Genomic DNA, 17,402 nt, shown 5'->3' with positions numbered 1-17,402 from the left:
ACCCACTCGGTGTCATCCCAGCGAAAGTTGGGACCCAACTATCCGCTGGCTCGGGCTGAGAGATGGGTCGCAGCTTTCGCTGGGATGACAGCTGGTGGCTGGGCGGCAATGGACCTTTGGCCACTGGCATCCGGCGCACGCCCCGCTATGATCGCCGGCAATAGGAGACCCCATGCGAGCCATATCCTGCACCGCGCCCGAGCAGCTGGCGCTGATCGACATCGACCGCCCCGAGCTGAAGCCCGGCTGGGTCCGCGTCGCCATTCGCCACATCGGCATCTGCGGTACCGACTACCACATCTTCGAGGGCAATTTTCCCTACTTCGAATACCCGCGCGTCATCGGCCACGAACTGAGCGGCATCGTGGTTGACCCGAATGGCGAAGCCTTCGCCGCCGGCGATCCCGTCGTGATCAACCCCTATCTCAACTGCGGCCATTGCCCGGCCTGCCTCGAAGGCCGCGCCAATTGCTGCGAGACCCTCAAGGTCATCGGCGTGCACGCGCCGGGCGGCATGGCCGAAGAGATCGTCATGCCCGCTGGCAACCTCTACAAGGCCGAGGGCCTGAGCCTCCGCGATGCGGCCATGGTCGAGTTCCTCGCCATCGGCGCCCACGCCATCCGCCGCACCGCCGAGCTCAAGCCCGGCTCGCGCGCCCTGGTGGTCGGGTCCGGTCCGATCGGCTTGGGTGTCGCCTTCTTTGCAAAAATCGCCGGCGCCGACGTCACCGTCATCGATGCCGCACCTGACAAGATCGCCGCCACGCGCGCCCTCGGCTTTACCACCTTCTCGCCGGCCGAGCTCGAAGGCAGCGAGTTCGCGCGCATCAAGTCGACCGGCTTCGACGCGGTGTTCGATTCCACCGGCTCGATCAAGGCGATGAACGCCTCGCTGTTCCATACCCGCAATGGCGGCAGCTACACCCTGGTCGGCGTCATCAAGGGCGACCTGGTGTTCCCCGATTCAGAAGTGCACCGGCGCGAACTCACCATCCGCGCTTCGCGCAACGCCATACGCGCCGATTTCGAGCACGTCATGGAGTCGATCCGCCTCGGCAAGGTCCCCACCGACAAGCTTGCCACCCACGCCACCACCATGGACCGGGTGCCCGAGGATATGCCGATCTGGGCCCACGATCGCACCGGTGTCATCAAGGCGATCGTGACGGTTTAGGGCAATCGTGAGCAGCGACAACACCCCCCGCGAAGAGTTCAAGGAGAGCTACCGGCTGCACCAGACAACGTTCCCCCAACTTGAGGGAGGAGCTTCGCTCGTTCGTCTCTACGAAGGGGTGCCTTCGTTTCACGATGCCGAGATCACCGATCTCAACCTGCGGCAGGCCGGCGGCAGTTCGATCCGTCTGTGCAACCTCTACCCGACGGCTGTCGACGACGGGCGGGTCTTCGTCACGATTGAGATTGCTCACCTCATCGATGTCGAGCTCGATGGCTACAACCACGGTCAGAATGTCATCGATGCCCTGCATGTGCGACCCGCCAGGTCGAATGCTGCACGCAGCACTTATCGCGTCCCGCTCGAACCGGGGGACCTCGAGATCGAGCTGTTCTCGATCGTCGGCTTGGGGGGACTGTTAGTCGGACGTGGCCTGAAGGTCGGCTGGACCATGGACCGCCGCGCCCGCAACGCAAGCAAGCGCCCTACGCTGCTCGGGCAGTGATCAACCCCGGTTGATCATCCGCGGCGTCACATCGAGCTCGATCTCTTCCATGCCGAGCAGTCGCGCCACCACTTCGGGCGGGTCCTTCACCACATGCACGCCCGACACCGTGTCGATCTTGGTGTCGCGCAGGCCCTTGACCACCGCGACCACATGCTCGGGGTTGACGTAGATGATGCCATCGGGCGTATCGAGCTTCACGAGCCGCATAGAATTCTCCTTGGGTAGTCGCCCCACATAACCCAGCGCCGTGCGGCCGGTGACATCATGCCCGGCCCATGGACAATGAACAGTGAAGGGCGCTCGCCCAACCACCACCAGACGGACCGCTGCCATGACCTCCCCCGATGACATCCTGAACTTCTGGTTCGTCGAGCACGGCGAGCCGGACTGGTTCGGCGGCAAGCCCGAGTTCGATGCGCTGCTCGCCGAGCGCTTCGGCGAAACCTATGCCGCCGTCGCCCGTGGCGAGGCGGCCTGGTGGCGCGCCAGCCCATCGGGTCGGCTCGCCGAGATCATCGTACTCGATCAGTTCTGCCGCCAGTTGCATCGCAAGCGCCCCGAGGCCTTCGCCTCCGATGCCATGGCGCTGCGTCTCGCGCAGGAGGCGGTCGCGCTCGGCGACGACATGCGGGTCGAACCCCGGCGCCGGACGTTCTTCTATATGCCCTACATGCATTCGGAGGATCTCGCGGTGCACGACGAGGCCATTCGGCTGTTCACCGCGCTCGGCGACGAGGACACGCTCAAATACGAGATCATGCACCGCGATTGCATCGCCCGTTTCGGCCGCTACCCCCGCCGCAACGCCGCCCTCGGTCGCGTCTCCACTCCCGAGGAGATCGCCTACATCAACTCCGGCGACGGCATGTTCTGAAGCTGCCCCCCGGGCCCTACTGCCGCTGATACTGTCGCGGCGAGTACGCCATCGTCCGCTTGAACGCCGTGCTGAACGCGCTTTCGGATTCATAGCCGATCGACAGCGCGATCGCCGCAACGCTCTGGCGCGAGTTGCGCAACCGGTCCGATGCCACCAGCATCCGCCAGCGCGTCAGGTACTCGATCGGCGACGTCCCCACCACCTGCTTGAACCGCTGGGCAAAGCTCGAGCGCGACATGCCGGCCACCCCGGCGAGCCCCTCGAGGGTCCAGCGTCGCGCCGGGTCGGCATGGATCGCGCCGACCACCTTGCTCATCTGCCGGTCGGCCAGCGCCTGCAGCCAGCCGGCCCCGGCGCATTGCGGCCCGCCGAGATAAATCCGCAGCACGTGCACCAGCATGATGTGGGCGAGGTGCTCGGAGACCAGGAAACCGCCCGGCCGCCGCTCGCGCAGCTCCGCCGCCAGCTGGTCGAGCCCCCAGCGCAGCACGGAGGCCTGGCTCGAGGCTTCGCGTACCCGCACGATGGCGGGCAGGGCGCCCGACAACACTTCCACATGCGGTGCGGCGAAAGTGAAGCGGCCGCCGATCAGGAAAAAGTCGCCGCCGCCATTGCAGGTCGCGATCCCATCCCGGGCGTGGTCGTAAATGGCGTTCGCCGCGATCGGTGGCAACGCTGGGTCGGTGGCGAGGCCGAATGGCCGTCCCTTGGTCAACAGGAAGCAGTCGCCTTCTTCCATCCGCAGCGGCTCGCCTTCGCCCTCCACCCAGACCCAGCAGCTGCCGCGCATCACCGCGTTGAACTTGATCCCCTCATGGGCCGGAAAGCGGATCGCCCAGTCCCCGCCAGCGTCGAGGCCGACGCTGATCGAGCTCTGTGGCTTCAGCAGTGAGAGGACGTCGGAGAGCGGATCCATGCACAGTTCCGGACGATCACGAAAGAATGGCGGACAATAGCGCATAGATCGTACGCTTCCAACCCGGGTAACTCTGCTGCAGCAATTCACCCCAGCAGCCGGAGTTCTTAAGCCATGGCCAACCCGCAAACCCCGATCGTCTCCGGCTTCGGAGCCCGTACCACAGCCACCGAGGTGCTGCATGGACAGGATCTGAACGGCAAGCTGGCGATCGTCACCGGCGGGCATTCCGGTCTCGGGCTGGAGACTACCAGGGCCTTGGCCGCGGCAGGCGCCCACGTCATCGTCCCCGCCCGTCAGCCCGACGCAGCTTTTGCCGCCGTGGGCGACCTTCCCGGCGTCGAGATCGAAGCCCTCGATCTTACCGACCTCGCCAGCGTCAGTGCGTTCGCCGCCCGCGTCGTGGCCTCACGCGGCCACGTCGATATCCTCATCAACAGCGCCGGCATCATGGCCTGCCCCGAGACCCGCGTCGGTCCTGGCTGGGAAGCCCAGTTCGCCACCAACCATCTCGGCCATTATGCCCTCGTCAACCGGCTGTGGCCGGCCCTTTCCGGCGGCGCCGGAGCCCGCGTCGTCGCCGTTTCCTCCGGCGCCCACGGCATCACCGGCATCCGCTGGGACGATGTGCAGTTCACCCACGGCTATGACCGCTGGCAGGCCTATGGTCAGAGCAAGACCGCCAACGCCCTGTTCGCCGTCCATCTCGATGCGCTCGGTCGCGACGCCGGCGTGCGCGCTTTTTCGCTCCATCCGGGCAGTATCCTCACTCCGCTGCAGCGCCATCTGGCCAAGGCCGAAAAGGTCGCAGCCGGCTGGATCGATGAGAATGGCGATCTCGCCGATCCGAGCTTCAAGACCCCGCAGCAGGGTGCGGCAACCCAGGTCTGGGCCGCTACCTCCCCGCAACTCGCTGGTCTGGGCGGGCTCTATTGCGAAGACTGCGACGTCGCCCCGCTCAGCCAAGATGGCTTCACCGGCGTGCGCCCCTACGCTGTCGACCCCGATGAGGCGGCCCGCCTCTGGGCTCTCTCGGCCGATCTCACCGGCGTCGACGCCTTCCGTCCGGCTCAATCAGGTGACTCAAAGTCATAAGACGACTTATGAATGACCAATGAACTTCCGGCTCTGCATCGGTTCAGCCGAACCCCCTTAGTCCTCTCTCACCCGCAGGCAACCGAGCCTGCTTTCATGGAGTGGACCAAATGTTCGCACGTCTCAATCGTTTCGCCCGGCCGACTTTCGCTGCCCTCGCCCTGTCGCTCGTCGCCGTCTCGGCTCCGCCGGTCCTCGCCGGCGGCCTGCAGGAGAAACCGATCTTTGAGAACCACGACGACTACGACGACTACGATTGCCAGAGCGTCAAGCAGGCGATCCGCTATCTCAAGAAGCGCAACTACAAGATGATCGAGAAGCTCGAGAAGGAAGCCGAGGAGGGCATCTACCTGTTCTCTGCCAAGAAGAAGAACTCCGAGCACGTCTTCGTCCCCTACTACATCACCTACGACGCCTGCGACCGCGAGATCGTCAGCCGCACCCCGGTGAAGGAAGAAAAGATGCTGTAACGGCTCTGCACGCGAGCTCTCACCCGGACGTCGGGGTTCGGGTGAGAGCTGCCTCCGTCGATCGCCGGCGCTGCGATATCGCTTCCAGCACCGGCCGCTGATGCGCTAGCCTCCCGCTGTTCCGGAGGCTCCCATGGACCATTTTCTGCCGCTTTTTGCCATTCTCGGCGCCCTCTTGCTCGGCGCCATCAGCCCAGGCCCGAGCTTCGTCTTCGTGGTCCGGACCGCCGTCGCCCAATCGCGCGCCGAAGGGCTCGCCGCAGCGCTCGGCATGGGAGTAGGGGCCATGGTGTACGGGGCGCTCGCCGTGCTCGGGCTGCGCACCCTGATGCAGGATGGTGGGCTGCTGTTCACCGCCCTGAAGGTCGCTGGCGGGCTTTACCTCGTCTATCTCGCCTGGAAGATCTGGAGCCACGCCGCCGACCCCATCACGGTCGAGGCCGGCGCCGCTCCCGCCGCCAATCCGCAGAAGGCCTTCACCTTCGGCCTCCTCACCCAGCTTTCCAATCCCAAGATCGTTGCGGTGTTCGGCGCGGTGTTCGCCGCGCTCCTGCCGGCCAATCCCGAGCCTTGGCTCTACTGGGCCCTGCCGCCGCTGATCTTCCTGCAGGAAACCCTTTGGTACAGCATCGTCGCCATCGCCTTCTCGGCGACAAAACCCCGCGCCATCTATCTGAGCGCCAAGCTCTGGGTCGATCGCGCCGCCGCCGCCTTCATCGGCATCCTCGGCATCCGCCTGATCATCGAGGCCAGATAAGGAGAGCCGACATGCAGGAGACGACGGAGAAAGTCAAGGACCGCGTTTATTCGTACAACATCGCCAAGGTCTATCCGCTCTACATCGCCAAGGCGGAGAACAAGGGGCGCAGCAAGGCCGAGGTCGATGAGATCCTTCGCTGGCTGACCGGCCACTCCCAGCAGACGCTCGACGATCAGCTGACGAAGGGCGCCACCCTCGAAGCCTTCTTCACCTCCGCGCCGGCGCTCAACCCGGCGCGGTCGCTGATCACCGGCGTCGTCTGCGGCGTCCGCGTCGAGAACATCGAAGAACCGATGATGCGCGAGATCCGCTACCTGGACAAACTCATCGACGAACTCGCCAAAGGCAAGGCCATGGCGAAAATCCTGAGGACCCCAACGCCCGGCTGACCACGGAGGTGACATCATGGCTGCGGACCCAAATGCGATTGCCGAGATCGAAACGGCCCTCGAATGGCTCCGCTTCACCCACCCGATCAGCACGCATTTCGGCGCCGCGGTGCGCCGCACCGACCTTTCCGGCAAGCGGCTCGCCGGCTGGATGCACCTGCTCCCCGATACCATCCTGACCCTGATGCCGTTCGTCGAGGCTGGCGTGTCGGTCCGCGTTGGCGGGTGCAACCCCGATAGTACCGACCCCCGCGTGGTGGAGTACCTTACTCGGCATGGCGTTGAGGTGTTCGATGGTCGGCGCGAGCCGCGCGCGCTCTATGACGAAACGCTTCGCCGCTTTGCGACCGGCCCGCTCGATGCCATCTGCGACATGGGCGGCGAACTCATCGAGGCCGCCACCCTTGCGGGCACGCCGATCGCCGGTGCACTCGAGGCGACCACGACGGGCCTCCATCGGATCCGCCCGCTGCACCTCGCCTTTCCGGTGTTCGACTGGAACGGCATTGTCCTCAAGGACGCCATCCATAACCGCTTCCATGTCGGCGAAGAAACCTGGCCGGCCTTCGGCAGCATCACCGGCCTGTCACTGTTCGGTTGCCGGGTGCTGGTCGTCGGCTTCGGGCCGGTCGGCCGTGGCGTCGCCGAGCGGGCCCGCGCCCTCGGCGCCGTAGTCACCGTCGCCGAGCGCGATCCGGTCCGCCAGCTCGAAGCGGTGCATTTCGGCTGCCGCACCCTGCCACTCGCCGAAGCGCTGGCGGGGGCAGCCGTCATCGTCACCGCCACCGGCCGCGACGGCGTGCTTGGCGAAGCTGAACTGGGCCTTTGCCGCGATGGTGCGGTGCTCTTCAATGTCGGCCACTCCAATCGTGAGATCGATGTCGATTGGCTCGATCGGCATGAGCGCCGGACCATGAAGGCTCATATCGAACGCTATACCATCGGCGGACGCTCGCTGTTCCTGCTCAACCGCGGCAGCCTGATCAACATCGCCTTCACCGGCAACCTGGCGGGTTCGGCGAGTTTCGATCCCTTCTCCGGCGTGATGATCCGTGGCCTGCTCTGGCTGCTCACCGCCGGCGCCGCCGGCATTCCGCCCGGCCTCCACGCCTATCCGCCGGAGCTGGAACGCGAGGTCGCGACCGCGGCGCTTGCGGTCCGCGCCAGCGCCTAGCGCCCTTACGTCCATCCGCTGAGGTCAGGGCCCAGCCATGCCACCGTCGCATCGGCCCCTTCCGGAATTCGCCACTTGCCCCTCCGCCGCGTCGGGCGTATCTCCCAGACGTCGCGAAAAGCGACCGCCTCCCTTGATCCGCTCAGTGGCGGAGTAAACAGGTGGACGAATAGTCGTCCAGGTGGTCAAGCACACGCCAGCTCATGCCTTGCGCATGGCCTGGTCAGCGTCTCCCAGAACCCCAGTCGCCCGCCGTGTCGGGCATGATCGCGAAGCTGTCGTCGCCTCTGTGGCGTCCGCCTGCTTCGCGTGGAGCAAGCTTGCCATGCAGAGATCACTCACCGTCATCTACACCGCCATTGTTCTCGATGCCGTCGGCATCGGCCTCATCTTTCCCATCCTTCCCTCGCTGCTCGCCGAGGTGACCGGCGCCGAGAATGTCGCCGCCTATATCGGCATCATGACCGCGCTCTACGCCGTCATGCAGTTCGTCTTCGCGCCGATCCTCGGCGCCCTCAGCGATCGGCTCGGCCGCCGTCCGGTGCTGCTGATCTCGCTCGGTGGCGCAGCGGTCAACTACCTCTTCCTTGCCTTCGCGCCGAACCTCTGGCTGCTGCTGCTCGGCCGGGCCATTGCCGGCCTCACCAGCGCCAATGTCTCGGTCGCCACCGCCTATGTCACCGATATCTCGCCCGAGGCGACGCGGGCCCGCCGCTTTGGCCTCCTCAATGCCATGTTCGGCATCGGCTTCATCATTGGGCCGGTGCTCGGCGGTGCGCTGGGGGATTACTGGTTGCGGCTGCCCTTCATCGCCGCGGCCGTGCTGAACGCCGGAAACCTGCTGCTGGCTTTCCTCGTGTTGCCCGAGTCACGCACTCCGAGCCGCGAAAAGCTCGATCTGGCCGCGCTCAATCCGCTCCGCTCGCTGCGCTGGGCCCTCTCGGTCAAAGGCCTGCGGCCGATGATCTTCATCTTCTTCGCTTTCGCCGCCACCGGCGAGGTCTACGGCACCTGCTGGGCGCTTTGGGGCAGCGACACCTTCCAGTGGAATGGCCTGTGGATCGGCCTGTCGCTCGGCGCCTTCGGCGTTTGCCAGACGCTGGCGCAGGCCTTCCTTCCCGGTCCCGCGGCAAAGCTGCTCGGCGAGCGCGGCGCTATCCTCACCGGCATCGCCGGCGCATCGATCGCACTCGTCGTCATGGCCTTTGCCACCCAGAGCTGGCTGATCTTCGCCATCATGCCGGTCTTCGCGCTCGGCGGCATCGGCGCCCCGGCGCTGCAATCGCTCGCCACGCGGCAGGTCGATGAGAGTCAGCAGGGCCAGTTCCAGGGCGTCCTCGCCTCGGCCGTCAGCCTTGCTTCGATCGCCGCGCCACTGCTGTTCTCGAGCCTCTATTTCGTCTTCCGCGACCACTGGCCCGGCGCCATCTGGCTTTCCGTCGTCGCGCTCTATGGGCTGCTGGTCCCCCTCGTCCTGAGCCTCCGGCTTGGGGGACCAGCCGCTCCTTCCGACCTCAGATAAGCCGTTGCCCGCCATCGATGTGGATCGTCTCGCCGGTCATGAACTCGCTTTCCATGGCGTAGAGATAGGCGGGCGCCACATCGCGCGGTGCGGCGATCCGGCCGATTGGAAGGCGGGCTGCCATTTCCGCGAAATAGCCCGCCTTGGCTTCGCCGACGAGTTCGTCGAACATCGGCGTATCGACCCAGCCGGGCGAGACGATGTTCACCCGGCTCGGCGCCAGTTCCAGCGCCAGCGCCCGGGCGAAGTAGCTGAACGCGCCGGCGATCGCCGAGACCACGGCGCCGCCCGGCACCGGCGGCCGGTCCTTGTTGATGCCCGAGGTGAAGGTCATCGACCCACCGGCCGTGAGCGTCCGCACGGCGTGCTTGGCGACCAGCACGGCGCCGATCAGCTTGTCGTCGACAAACCGCCGCACCATTTCGGCGTCGGTCTCGCCGATCGGGTCACCCGGCGGCGGCGTGCCGGCGGTCGACACCAGGTGGTCGAAGGCGCCGATGCCGGCAAAGGCTGCGGCAATCTCGGCTTCCCGCGTCATGTCGGCGGTTACCGTCTTCACCCGGCCATTGCCGCCGAGGCTCCGCTGCGCTTGCAGCAGCTTGTCCTGCGAGCGGCCGACCAGCACCAGTTCGGCGCCGCGTTCCAGCGCCGCCGCAGCGACACCAAGGCCAATGCCGGAGCTGCCTCCGACGACGACGACTTTCCTGCCCATAAGCTGTGCCATGGGATTTCTCCGTTGTGATGATGTTGGAAGGGGAGGAGCGCGACGCGGGCTCAGCCGCGATAGGCGCGCTCGAGGTCGGCGATGACGATCTTCTTCATCTGGTACATGGCCCGCAGCACGCGCCCGGCCTTCTCGCGGTCCGGGTCCGCCAGCAGCTGCGATAGCCGGGTGGGCGACACCTGCCAGTAGACGCCGAACTTGTCGGTGAGCCAGCCGCAGGGCTGTTCCTTGCCGCCATCGGCGATCAGTGCATTCCAGTAGTAATCGGTCTCCTCCTGGTCTTCGGTCTCGATGAGGAACGAGAAGGATTCGTTGTAGTGCGCCGGCGAGTTGGCGTTGAGCGCCACCACCGGTTGGCCGGCGAGCGCGAAGCGCACCACCGACAGTTCCGGGTCGGGCATGACGCTGCGCCCGAGAACTTGGGAATCCCTGAAGATCGAGGTGTAGAACGCCATCGCCTCGTCGGCCTGGTTCTTGAACCAGAGATGGGGAAATACCTTTGCCATTGCTCTTCTCCTTTCGTCGCTTAACGGATCAGGCGTCTTCGTTGCGGACCGGGTGGATCGAGCCATCCCAGTCGCGCTCGTAGCCGAGGTCGGCCAGCAGATGCGCCGGAAAGCCCGTGACCCGATCCTCGGTGGCGCGGCGCGCCCTGGCATGGCGCAAGGCCGACACCACGGCGTGGATCGCGCTCCGCACCAGCGATATGGCGTCGCCGGCAACCTGCTGGACGGAGGGAGCCGGAGCGCGGCAGTCATCGGCATAAGTGTGATAGTTGCTCACAGGATGTTCCTTTCGTTTGCTGCCGGATCGTTTGAGATCGGCCGGAAACCGCTGTTTCCATGGCCACAATCTGGGCGATCACCGCATAGACAACAAACGAGAATTGCTGCACGATCTGTGATGAAAACTCACAGGTGGCGCATGCCTCGCAAACTCCCACCGCTCTCCGCGCTGCCCGCTTTCGACGCGGCGGCGCGACACCTGAGCTTCACCAACGCGGCCGCCGAGCTCAACCTCACGCACGGCGCTATCAGCCGCGCCGTCCGCAACATCGAGGACCGGCTTGGCGTGCAATTGTTCGAACGCGGCACCCGTTCGGTGAGTCTCACGCCCGAGGGCGCCGCCTATGCCGCCGAGGTCGCCGCGGCGCTCGACCAGATCAGCACCGCCACCATGGCGGTGGCGGCGCCGCGCCCGGCCGGGGTGCTCAATGTCAGCACCTCAGATGGTTTTGCCGGCCGCTGGCTGGTGCCGCGGCTCTACCGCTTCCATCGCGCCCACCGCGATATCGATGTGCGGATCTCGACCTCGGGCCTGCTCGCCGATTTCGTCCGCGACGGCGTCGATATCGCCATCCGCTACGGCGCCGGCGATTACGAGGGCGCGGTGTCGGAGTTGCTTTCCGAGGTGGACGTGTTCCCGGTCTGCAGCCCCGAACTGCTGGGCGGCGAACACCCGCTCCGCGAACCGGCTGACCTGAGGCATCACACGCTGATCCATGACGGCTTCCCGATCGACTGGAAGACCTGGCTGGAGCGCGCCGGCGTCACCGACATCAACCCCAACAGCGGCGTGCGCTTCGATTCCGCTACCTATGCCACCGAGGCCGCGGTGCATGGCGAGGGCGTATTGCTCGGCCGCAGCACCCTGGTCTCTGCCGATCTCGCCGCGGGGCGCCTGGTCCGGCCGTTCGGCCTCGAGCTCAAGGCGAGCTCAAAATACTATGTCGTCTACCTGCAGAGCGCTCTCCGCGAGCGTCGGGTCAGGGCCTTCCGCGACTGGCTGCTGGCCGAGAGTGCCCTCGACAATCAGTCAAGCGGCAAGTTGGGATAATCATAATACGACTGATGAATATGCGGTGACCGTTACTGTCGGTCGGCGTTCATTTCGGGCGACCTAGCGTCCCCTCAATCGGCGGGCAAATCACTGCCCGCCAGTTGCGGAGCAAGCGATGTCCTCACCCAGTGTCTCGATCCTTAAATCCTGCCTCGCGGCGGCAATCGTCGTCAGCGCCCTGGCTGCGCCTGCGGCCATCGCCGCCGGCGCCAAGGGAGGCTTCGACCTCGGCGGCGAGCACCTCAACGAGTGCCTCGGCCCTGAACGGGTTGCCAAAATCCTGAAGCGCAAGAAATACACGGAAGTGCAGCACTACCCTGAGTACTCGAAGGGCTACGTCTACATGTTCGTGGCTCTGAAGCCGAAGCGCGACGGCCACGTCGTCGTCTGGCACCTCTACTACGATGCCTGCGAACAGGAACTCATCGGCAAAGAATCGCAGGAATAGGTAACGCCGGAGCGCGGCAGTAGGTGCCGCGGCCCTAAACCCCCCGCACCAGCGCCGGATCAACCAGCGCGCCCTTGTGGCCGATCACCACGCCGGCCACCCGGTGCGCCCGTTCGGCGGCCTCCACCGGCGACAGGCCGCGGGCTCGGCCGCTGAGGTAGCCGCCGTTGAACGAGTCTCCGGCGCCGGTTGCATCGACGACCTTGTCGGCCTCAGGCGCCGGCACGTACTGGCGCACGCCGTCTGCCGTGGCGACGAAAGCCGGTTTCGAGCCGTCCTTGGCCACCACTTCCTGCGCTCCGAGCTTCAGGTAGCGCTCCGCCGTCGCCTCGGGCGAGGCATCGCCGAACAGTGGCGCTTCGTCGGTGTGGGTCGGCAGCACGATATCGGCAATCGCTGCGGCTGCCGTCAGCGTCGAGGCCATGATCTTGGGGCTGGTCCACAGCGCCGGCCTCAGATTGGTGTCGAACACCACGGTCGCGCCGGCATCGCGCGCCTTGACGATGGTGCGCATCAGCTTGCCGCGGGCTCGCGGCGCCAGGATCGCCATCGAGATGCCTGAGAAATACACCGTGTCGGCGCCTACCACCGCCGCCTCCAGCGCCTCGACATCGTCGGCAAGGAGTTTCGCCGCCGATTGCCCGCGCCAGTAGGTGAAGTGCCGGTCGCCCTTTTCCTGGTGGATCATGTAGAGGCCGGGCCGGCGGTTGGCGATGGTCTGGATCCGCTCGGTGCCGATCCCGGCCTTCTTGATGAACGCCCGCATCTCGCCCGAATACATGTCGTCGCCGAGCGCCGTCACATAATCGACATCCCAGCCTTCCGGCAGCAGAGCCCGTGCGTACCATGCGGTGTTCAGCGTATCGCCGGCATAGCCGAGGCGGTACATCCCACCTTCGCCGCCAGACATTTCGATCATGGCTTCGCCGATACTCACAAACCGTTTGGTCACGCCGTCTTCCCCTCAACTGCCCAATGCTTATGCCGGGGATATTTTGCCCACGCAACCGCCTGGTATGGCAGTCCCCGAGATGCTCCGTTATTGATGCACGTGCGTTTCATGATCCTCTCCCGCGCGGCGGGGGAGGGGCCGCCCCAGGGGTGGTGGAGAGGCACGCCGTCTATCAGAGGGAACACCGACAAATGCCAGGCCTGTCCATGTCCGAAATCCAATCAGACACCCTTCGTACACGTGGCGTTGACGTCATGGATTACGACCGATCGACGGTCACCCCAGGCATCGTTCACCTCGGGATCGGCGCTTTCCATAGGGCCCACATGGCTGCCTATGTCGACAGCCTGCTGGCCAAAAACCCCAGCTGGGGCATTATCGGCGCCTCGCTGCGGCGGCCCGATACCCGTGACGCGCTCGAGCCGCAGGATTTCCTCTATACCCTCGCCATCCGCGATGCCTCGGGCACCAAACCACGCATTATCGGCTCCATCCTCGATGTGCTCGATGCCAACACCCAGCGCGCCCAACTGATTGAAACCATGGCCGATCCGGCGATCCGCATCGTCTCGCTGACCGTCACCGAAAAGGGCTATTGCCACGATCCCTCGACCGGCGAGCTCGACGAAAAGCATCCCGATATCGTCCACGACCTGGCGCATCCGGAGACGCCGATCAGCGCGCCCGGCATTATCGTCGCCGCACTCGAACGCCGCCGGCAGCGCGGGCTGGCCCCCTTCACGGTGATGAGCTGCGACAACCTCCCGTCGAACGGCAAAACCGCCGGCCGCATCGTGCGCCGCTTCGCCGAGCTGCGCGGAGCCGGGGCGAGTCTTGCGGACTACGTTCAGAACGTGAGCTTTCCCTCGACCATGATCGATCGGATCGTGCCAGCCACCACCGACGCCGACCGCAGCGTCGTCGCCGAGATCACCGGTCTCGACGACGCCTGGCCGATCATGACCGAGCCCTTCACCCAGTGGGTGATCGAGGACGATTTTCCCGCCGGCCGGCCGCCTTTCGAAACCGTCGGCGCCGAACTGGTCGAAGATGTCGAGCCGTTCGAGCTGATGAAGCTGAGGATGCTCAATGGCAGCCATTCGACCATGGCCTATCTCGGCTATCTCTCGGGCTATCAATACGTCAACGAAGTCATCTCCGATGCTGCAATTCACCGGCTGGTCCATGGGCTGATGACCGAAGAAGCAATGCCGACCCTGCCGATGTCGCGTACGACGCTCGAGGCCTATCGCGACCAGCTGCTGGCGCGCTTCGCCAACCCCGCGCTCAAGCACCGCACCTGGCAGATCGCCATGGACGGCACACAGAAACTGCCGCAGCGCCTGCTCGGCACCATTCGCGATCGGCTCAAGGCGACGCAGCCATTCCCGCGCCTGGCGTTGGGTGTCGCTGCCTGGATGCGGTACGTCACCGGCATCGACGAAGCCGGCCAGCCCATCGATGTCAAAGACCCCATGGCCACGCGGCTACGTCAGATTGCCGACGAGGCAGGGCGCGATCCCGAGAAACTGGCGAACGGCCTCCTCGCCGTGACGGAAGTCTTCGGCACTGACCTGCCGCAGGTTGCGGTGTTCCGCGATACAGTCACCAACCACCTGAAATCGCTGCTGGAGAACGGCGCGAAGGAAGCGGTGCAGAGGCTAGGCTGACCTGCCCCTCACCCGTCTCGGCTTCGCCGAGCCACCCTCTCCCTCAAGGGGAGAGGGCAGAAGGGCTAGATCGCGCCGCTGCGACCTTCTCCCCTTGAGGGAGAAGGTGGCGCGCAGCGCCGGATGAGGGGTATCGCATCGCTTGCGATGCGCGATCCGAGCGTCAGCGAGGAGCGACTAAAGCCGCCCCTCCATCGCCCGGTCAAAAATCTCCAGTGCCAGCTTCTTGGTCAGTTCCACCGGGTTGCCGCCCGCCGTCGGATCGACGATCGCCATGTCGCCGATCAGCTCGCGCTTCTCGCCGCTCACCTTGAAGTCCTTCAACGTGTTGGGAACGTTGAGCCGGGCGCGCAACCCGTTGATGGCGCGGAGGAACGCGTCGAAGTTGGGCGAGAGCCCGCAATAGGCAGCGAGCCGGGCGATCTTGGCTTCGATCGCATCGCGGTTGGCCACCAGCACATAGGGCATGAACACCGCATTGGTCATGCCGTGATGCGTGTCGTAGAGCGAGCCCACCGGGTGGCTCAGCGAATGGATGGCGCCCAGCCCCTTCTGGAACGCCGCCGCCCCCATCGCTGCCGCACTCATCAGGTGACCACGCGCTTCGATATCGTTGGGGTTCTCCACCACCTTGGGCAGGTTCTCGAGTGCCAGCCGCACCCCTTCCACGGCGATGCCGTCAGCCAGCGGGTGATAGCCCTTGGCGCAATAGGCCTCGAGGCAATGCGCCAGCGCATCGAACCCGGTACCCACGGTAATGAAAGTCGGCATGCCGACCGTCAGTTCGGGATCGGCGATCACCACCCTGGGCATCATCAGCGGGTGGAAGATCACCTTCTTGGTGTGCGTCGTCTCGTCGGTGATCACCCCGGCGCGGCCGACCTCCGAGCCGGTCCCGGCGGTGGTCGGCACCGCGACGATCGGGAAAATCCCCTTGGGGTCGGCGCGGGTCCACCAGTCGCCGATATCCTCGAAATCCCACATCGGCCGGGTCTGTCCGGCCATGAAGGCGATCACCTTGCCGGTGTCGAGCCCGGAACCGCCGCCGAAGGCGATCACCCCGTCATGCCCGCCTTTGCGCAGCACCTCGATGCCGGCATTGACGTTGGCCGAGATCGGGTTGGGCTTCACATCGGCGAACACGCCGACCTCGAAGCCGGCATCGCGCAGCAGCTTCAGCGTGTTCTGTGTCACCGGCAAACTCGCTAGCCCGGCATCGGTCACCAGCAGCGGCCGCGCAATCCCCGCCGCCTTCAACGCCTCCGGTAGTTCCGCAATGCGGCCGGCGCCGAACTTCACGGCGGTGGGGTAATTCCAGTTGGCCTTGGTCGTCATTCCCGCTCTCCCGATAGCCCAGTTCTCCACCGGGTCATTCCCGCGAAAGCGGGGATCTCTGTTTACGTCTCACCCCCCAACGGGGTTTCCCGCTTTCGCGGGAATGACCCGGTGGGGGTGGCACCAACCGTGGCCCAACGATGAGGCGATGCCTCACACCTTCTTCAAATGATAGCTCTTGGGCTGCGTCAGGTTGGCATAGCCGATCTCGCTCAGCGCGCCGCCTTTGCCGGTTTCCTTGACCCCGGTCCACACCAGCGCCGGATCGAGATAGTCGCAGCGGTTGGCGAACACCGTGCCGGTCTCGACTTTCGCACCGAGCTTGGCCGCCGCCTCGAGATCTTCGGTCCAGATCGAGGCGGTCAACCCATACGGGCTGTCATTCATCAGCTCGATCGCCTCGGCGTCGTCGCGCACTTTCATGATGCCGACCACCGGCCCAAAACTCTCCTCGCGCATCACCGCCATCTGGTGGTTGACGTTGGTCAGCACTTCCGGCGCCAAGTAAGGCGAGCTCTCCTCGTCGAGGTCGTGCTTCGTATTGAGATGCGCCTTGGCGCCCTTCCGCAGCGCTTCCAGCGTCTGCCCGCGCACCAGGTCGGCAAAGCGAGGCGTCGCCATCGGCCCGACCATGGTGTCGGCGTCGAGCGGGTTACCCAGCGTCCAGCTCCGGGCGTTCTCGACAAAATCCTTGACGAAGCGGTCATAGACCGAGGCGTGCACGTAGATGCGCTCCACCCCGCAGCAGCTCTGCCCGGAATTGAAGAACGAGCCGTCGACCAGGTTCTCCACCGCGTGCGTCAGGTTCGCATCTTCGCGCACATAGGCCGGGTCCTTGCCGCCGAGCTCCAGCCCCAGCGTTGCAAAGGTCCCCGCTGCAGCGCGCTCGATCCGCCGCCCGCCTTCCACCGAGCCGGTGAAATTGATGTGGTCGATCTTGCCCGAGCCGATCAGCTTTTCGGTATCGCCGTGGTTCAGCACCAGGTTCTGGAACAGCCCGTCCGGCATTCCGGCCGCCTGGAACGCCTCGGCGAAGCGCTCGCCCACCAGCAGCGTCTGCGACGCATGCTTCAGGAGCACCGCGTTGCCCGCCATCAGCGCCGGCACGATCGTGTTGATCGCCGTCAGATAGGGGTAGTTCCACGGTGCGATCACCATCACCGTGCCCAGCGGCTCGCGCGCGATCCAGCGCGTGAAGCCGGGCTTGTCCGGCCGCATCGAGGGTTTGAGGCTCTCCTCGGCAATGCCGATCATATGGCGCGAGCGTTCTTCGACGCCGCGCTTCTCCCCGCCATAGCGCACCGGCCGGCCCATCTGCCAGGCCAGCTCCGGTACGATCTCGTCGTTTCTGGCGAGCAGCGCATCGAGGAAGTGCTCGAGGAACTTCACCCGCTCCTTGACCGTCACCTCGGCCCACACCTCGCGGGCCCGCCGGGTCTTGGCCACCGCTGCGTCGATCTCAGCGCCCGTTGCGACCTTGCGCTCGGCATACACGCGCCCATCGATGGGCGAGACGATCTGGACCCTGTCGGTCATCTGTCACCTATGT

General features: G+C 65.5%; 20 protein-coding genes. 12 read left to right on the top strand and 8 right to left on the bottom strand.

Annotated features, from left to right (window positions below; genetic code table 11):
* The first annotated feature begins 172 nt into the window (after positions 1–172).
* Positions 173–1,174 carry a zinc-binding alcohol dehydrogenase family protein gene (locus tag ASC89_RS23960; protein WP_056002701.1) on the top strand — a complete coding sequence of 334 codons (1,002 nt, stop codon included), beginning with the start codon at positions 173–175 and terminating at the stop codon, positions 1,172–1,174.
* Between the two features lie 7 nt (positions 1,175–1,181).
* A complete protein-coding gene (locus tag ASC89_RS23955; protein ID WP_156384755.1) occupies positions 1,182–1,679 on the top strand; it encodes a hypothetical protein in 498 nt (165 codons plus the stop codon).
* Here the strand turns inward: ASC89_RS23955 and ASC89_RS23950 are convergent, their stop codons facing one another.
* Entirely contained in the window at positions 1,680–1,889 is a 210-nt protein-coding gene (locus tag ASC89_RS23950) for a hypothetical protein (RefSeq protein WP_055047954.1), read from the bottom strand. It abuts the gene before it with no gap.
* A gap of 124 nt (positions 1,890–2,013) precedes the next feature.
* On the opposite strand from ASC89_RS23950, the gene ASC89_RS23945 reads away from it, so the two are divergent.
* On the top strand, positions 2,014–2,556 hold the full coding sequence (locus ASC89_RS23945; protein WP_056002695.1) for a DUF924 family protein: 543 nt from the start codon (positions 2,014–2,016) through the stop codon (positions 2,554–2,556).
* 16 nt (positions 2,557–2,572) lie between these two features.
* On the opposite strand, the gene ASC89_RS23940 is transcribed toward ASC89_RS23945, so the two are convergent.
* Positions 2,573–3,475, bottom strand: a complete 903-nt coding sequence (locus ASC89_RS23940) for an AraC family transcriptional regulator (RefSeq protein ID WP_056002692.1) — start codon at positions 3,473–3,475, stop codon at positions 2,573–2,575.
* A gap of 114 nt (positions 3,476–3,589) precedes the next feature.
* Here ASC89_RS23940 and ASC89_RS23935 point away from each other — a divergent pair, with 114 nt between their 5' ends.
* From ASC89_RS23935 to ASC89_RS23910, 6 genes are all read left to right on the top strand, one after another.
* Positions 3,590–4,570 (top strand): SDR family NAD(P)-dependent oxidoreductase, encoded by a 981-nt coding sequence (locus ASC89_RS23935; protein WP_056002689.1) that lies wholly within the window; start codon positions 3,590–3,592, stop codon positions 4,568–4,570.
* Between the two features lie 110 nt (positions 4,571–4,680).
* Positions 4,681–5,040, top strand: coding sequence for a hypothetical protein (locus ASC89_RS23930; RefSeq protein WP_055887879.1), 360 nt, complete (start codon positions 4,681–4,683; stop codon positions 5,038–5,040).
* A 133-nt stretch (positions 5,041–5,173) separates the two neighbouring features.
* Complete coding sequence (locus tag ASC89_RS23925) at positions 5,174–5,797, top strand: LysE family translocator (RefSeq protein WP_056002686.1); 624 nt, start codon at positions 5,174–5,176, stop codon at positions 5,795–5,797.
* 11 nt (positions 5,798–5,808) lie between these two features.
* Entirely contained in the window at positions 5,809–6,189 is a 381-nt protein-coding gene (locus tag ASC89_RS23920) for a DUF2200 domain-containing protein (RefSeq protein WP_056002683.1), read from the top strand.
* Between the two features lie 16 nt (positions 6,190–6,205).
* Entirely contained in the window at positions 6,206–7,363 is a 1,158-nt protein-coding gene (locus tag ASC89_RS23915) for an NAD(P)-dependent oxidoreductase (protein ID WP_056002680.1), read from the top strand.
* 325 nt (positions 7,364–7,688) lie between these two features.
* Positions 7,689–8,885: a TCR/Tet family MFS transporter gene (locus tag ASC89_RS23910; protein WP_056002677.1), complete on the top strand. Its 1,197-nt coding sequence runs from the start codon at positions 7,689–7,691 to the stop codon at positions 8,883–8,885.
* On the opposite strand, the gene ASC89_RS23905 is transcribed toward ASC89_RS23910, so the two are convergent.
* The 3 genes from ASC89_RS23905 to ASC89_RS23895 are packed head-to-tail and all read right to left on the bottom strand — an operon-like array spanning position 8,878 to position 10,392.
* Complete coding sequence (locus ASC89_RS23905) at positions 8,878–9,609, bottom strand: SDR family oxidoreductase (protein ID WP_056002674.1); 732 nt, start codon at positions 9,607–9,609, stop codon at positions 8,878–8,880. The genes ASC89_RS23910 and ASC89_RS23905 overlap by 8 nt on opposite strands.
* Before the next feature lie 50 nt (positions 9,610–9,659).
* A complete protein-coding gene (locus tag ASC89_RS23900) occupies positions 9,660–10,115 on the bottom strand; it encodes a VOC family protein (protein ID WP_056002671.1) in 456 nt (151 codons plus the stop codon).
* 28 nt (positions 10,116–10,143) lie between these two features.
* A complete protein-coding gene (locus tag ASC89_RS23895) occupies positions 10,144–10,392 on the bottom strand; it encodes a hypothetical protein (RefSeq protein ID WP_056002668.1) in 249 nt (82 codons plus the stop codon).
* 141 nt (positions 10,393–10,533) lie between these two features.
* Here ASC89_RS23895 and gcvA point away from each other — a divergent pair, with 141 nt between their 5' ends.
* Positions 10,534–11,445, top strand: coding sequence for a transcriptional regulator GcvA (gene gcvA / locus ASC89_RS23890; RefSeq protein WP_056002665.1), 912 nt, complete (start codon positions 10,534–10,536; stop codon positions 11,443–11,445).
* 118 nt (positions 11,446–11,563) lie between these two features.
* A complete protein-coding gene (locus ASC89_RS23885; RefSeq protein WP_055887854.1) occupies positions 11,564–11,896 on the top strand; it encodes a hypothetical protein in 333 nt (110 codons plus the stop codon).
* A gap of 34 nt (positions 11,897–11,930) precedes the next feature.
* Here the strand turns inward: ASC89_RS23885 and ASC89_RS23880 are convergent, their stop codons facing one another.
* Complete coding sequence (locus ASC89_RS23880; RefSeq protein ID WP_082533561.1) at positions 11,931–12,848, bottom strand: sugar kinase; 918 nt, start codon at positions 12,846–12,848, stop codon at positions 11,931–11,933.
* A gap of 254 nt (positions 12,849–13,102) precedes the next feature.
* Here ASC89_RS23880 and ASC89_RS23875 point away from each other — a divergent pair, with 254 nt between their 5' ends.
* Positions 13,103–14,518, top strand: coding sequence for a mannitol dehydrogenase family protein (locus ASC89_RS23875; RefSeq protein WP_244488538.1), 1,416 nt, complete (start codon positions 13,103–13,105; stop codon positions 14,516–14,518).
* A 177-nt stretch (positions 14,519–14,695) separates the two neighbouring features.
* Here the strand turns inward: ASC89_RS23875 and ASC89_RS23870 are convergent, their stop codons facing one another.
* Positions 14,696–15,853: an iron-containing alcohol dehydrogenase gene (locus ASC89_RS23870; protein WP_056002658.1), complete on the bottom strand. Its 1,158-nt coding sequence runs from the start codon at positions 15,851–15,853 to the stop codon at positions 14,696–14,698.
* A 153-nt stretch (positions 15,854–16,006) separates the two neighbouring features.
* On the bottom strand, positions 16,007–17,389 hold the full coding sequence (locus tag ASC89_RS23865; protein ID WP_056002655.1) for an aldehyde dehydrogenase family protein: 1,383 nt from the start codon (positions 17,387–17,389) through the stop codon (positions 16,007–16,009).
* Positions 17,390–17,402: the final 13 nt, after the last annotated feature.

Origin of the sequence: Devosia sp. Root413D1, assembly GCF_001425235.1 — a bacterium.
Taxonomy (GTDB): Bacteria; Pseudomonadota; Alphaproteobacteria; order Rhizobiales; family Devosiaceae; genus Devosia_A.
Note: the sequence above shows the minus strand (reverse complement) of the source record. Positions and strands in the feature narration are given on the sequence as shown.

Bases quoted from the DNA above. Each gene is read 5' to 3' on its own strand.
- ASC89_RS23915 (WP_056002680.1), top strand. From the start codon at position 6,206: ATGGCTGCGGACCCAAATGCGATTGCCGAGATCGAAACGGCCCTCGAA.
- ASC89_RS23885 (WP_055887854.1), top strand. From the start codon at position 11,564: ATGTCCTCACCCAGTGTCTCGATCCTTAAATCCTGCCTCGCGGCGGCA.
- ASC89_RS23920 (WP_056002683.1), top strand. From the start codon at position 5,809: ATGCAGGAGACGACGGAGAAAGTCAAGGACCGCGTTTATTCGTACAAC.
- ASC89_RS23865 (WP_056002655.1), bottom strand. From the start codon at position 17,389: ATGACCGACAGGGTCCAGATCGTCTCGCCCATCGATGGGCGCGTGTAT.
- ASC89_RS23945 (WP_056002695.1), top strand. From the start codon at position 2,014: ATGACCTCCCCCGATGACATCCTGAACTTCTGGTTCGTCGAGCACGGC.
- ASC89_RS23905 (WP_056002674.1), bottom strand. From the start codon at position 9,609: ATGGCACAGCTTATGGGCAGGAAAGTCGTCGTCGTCGGAGGCAGCTCC.
- ASC89_RS23940 (WP_056002692.1), bottom strand. From the start codon at position 3,475: ATGGATCCGCTCTCCGACGTCCTCTCACTGCTGAAGCCACAGAGCTCG.
- gcvA (WP_056002665.1), top strand. From the start codon at position 10,534: ATGCCTCGCAAACTCCCACCGCTCTCCGCGCTGCCCGCTTTCGACGCG.
- ASC89_RS23870 (WP_056002658.1), bottom strand. From the start codon at position 15,853: ATGACGACCAAGGCCAACTGGAATTACCCCACCGCCGTGAAGTTCGGC.
- ASC89_RS23935 (WP_056002689.1), top strand. From the start codon at position 3,590: ATGGCCAACCCGCAAACCCCGATCGTCTCCGGCTTCGGAGCCCGTACC.
- ASC89_RS23900 (WP_056002671.1), bottom strand. From the start codon at position 10,115: ATGGCAAAGGTATTTCCCCATCTCTGGTTCAAGAACCAGGCCGACGAG.
- ASC89_RS23925 (WP_056002686.1), top strand. From the start codon at position 5,174: ATGGACCATTTTCTGCCGCTTTTTGCCATTCTCGGCGCCCTCTTGCTC.
- ASC89_RS23875 (WP_244488538.1), top strand. From the start codon at position 13,103: ATGGATTACGACCGATCGACGGTCACCCCAGGCATCGTTCACCTCGGG.
- ASC89_RS23950 (WP_055047954.1), bottom strand. From the start codon at position 1,889: ATGCGGCTCGTGAAGCTCGATACGCCCGATGGCATCATCTACGTCAAC.
- ASC89_RS23910 (WP_056002677.1), top strand. From the start codon at position 7,689: ATGCAGAGATCACTCACCGTCATCTACACCGCCATTGTTCTCGATGCC.
- ASC89_RS23960 (WP_056002701.1), top strand. From the start codon at position 173: ATGCGAGCCATATCCTGCACCGCGCCCGAGCAGCTGGCGCTGATCGAC.
- ASC89_RS23930 (WP_055887879.1), top strand. From the start codon at position 4,681: ATGTTCGCACGTCTCAATCGTTTCGCCCGGCCGACTTTCGCTGCCCTC.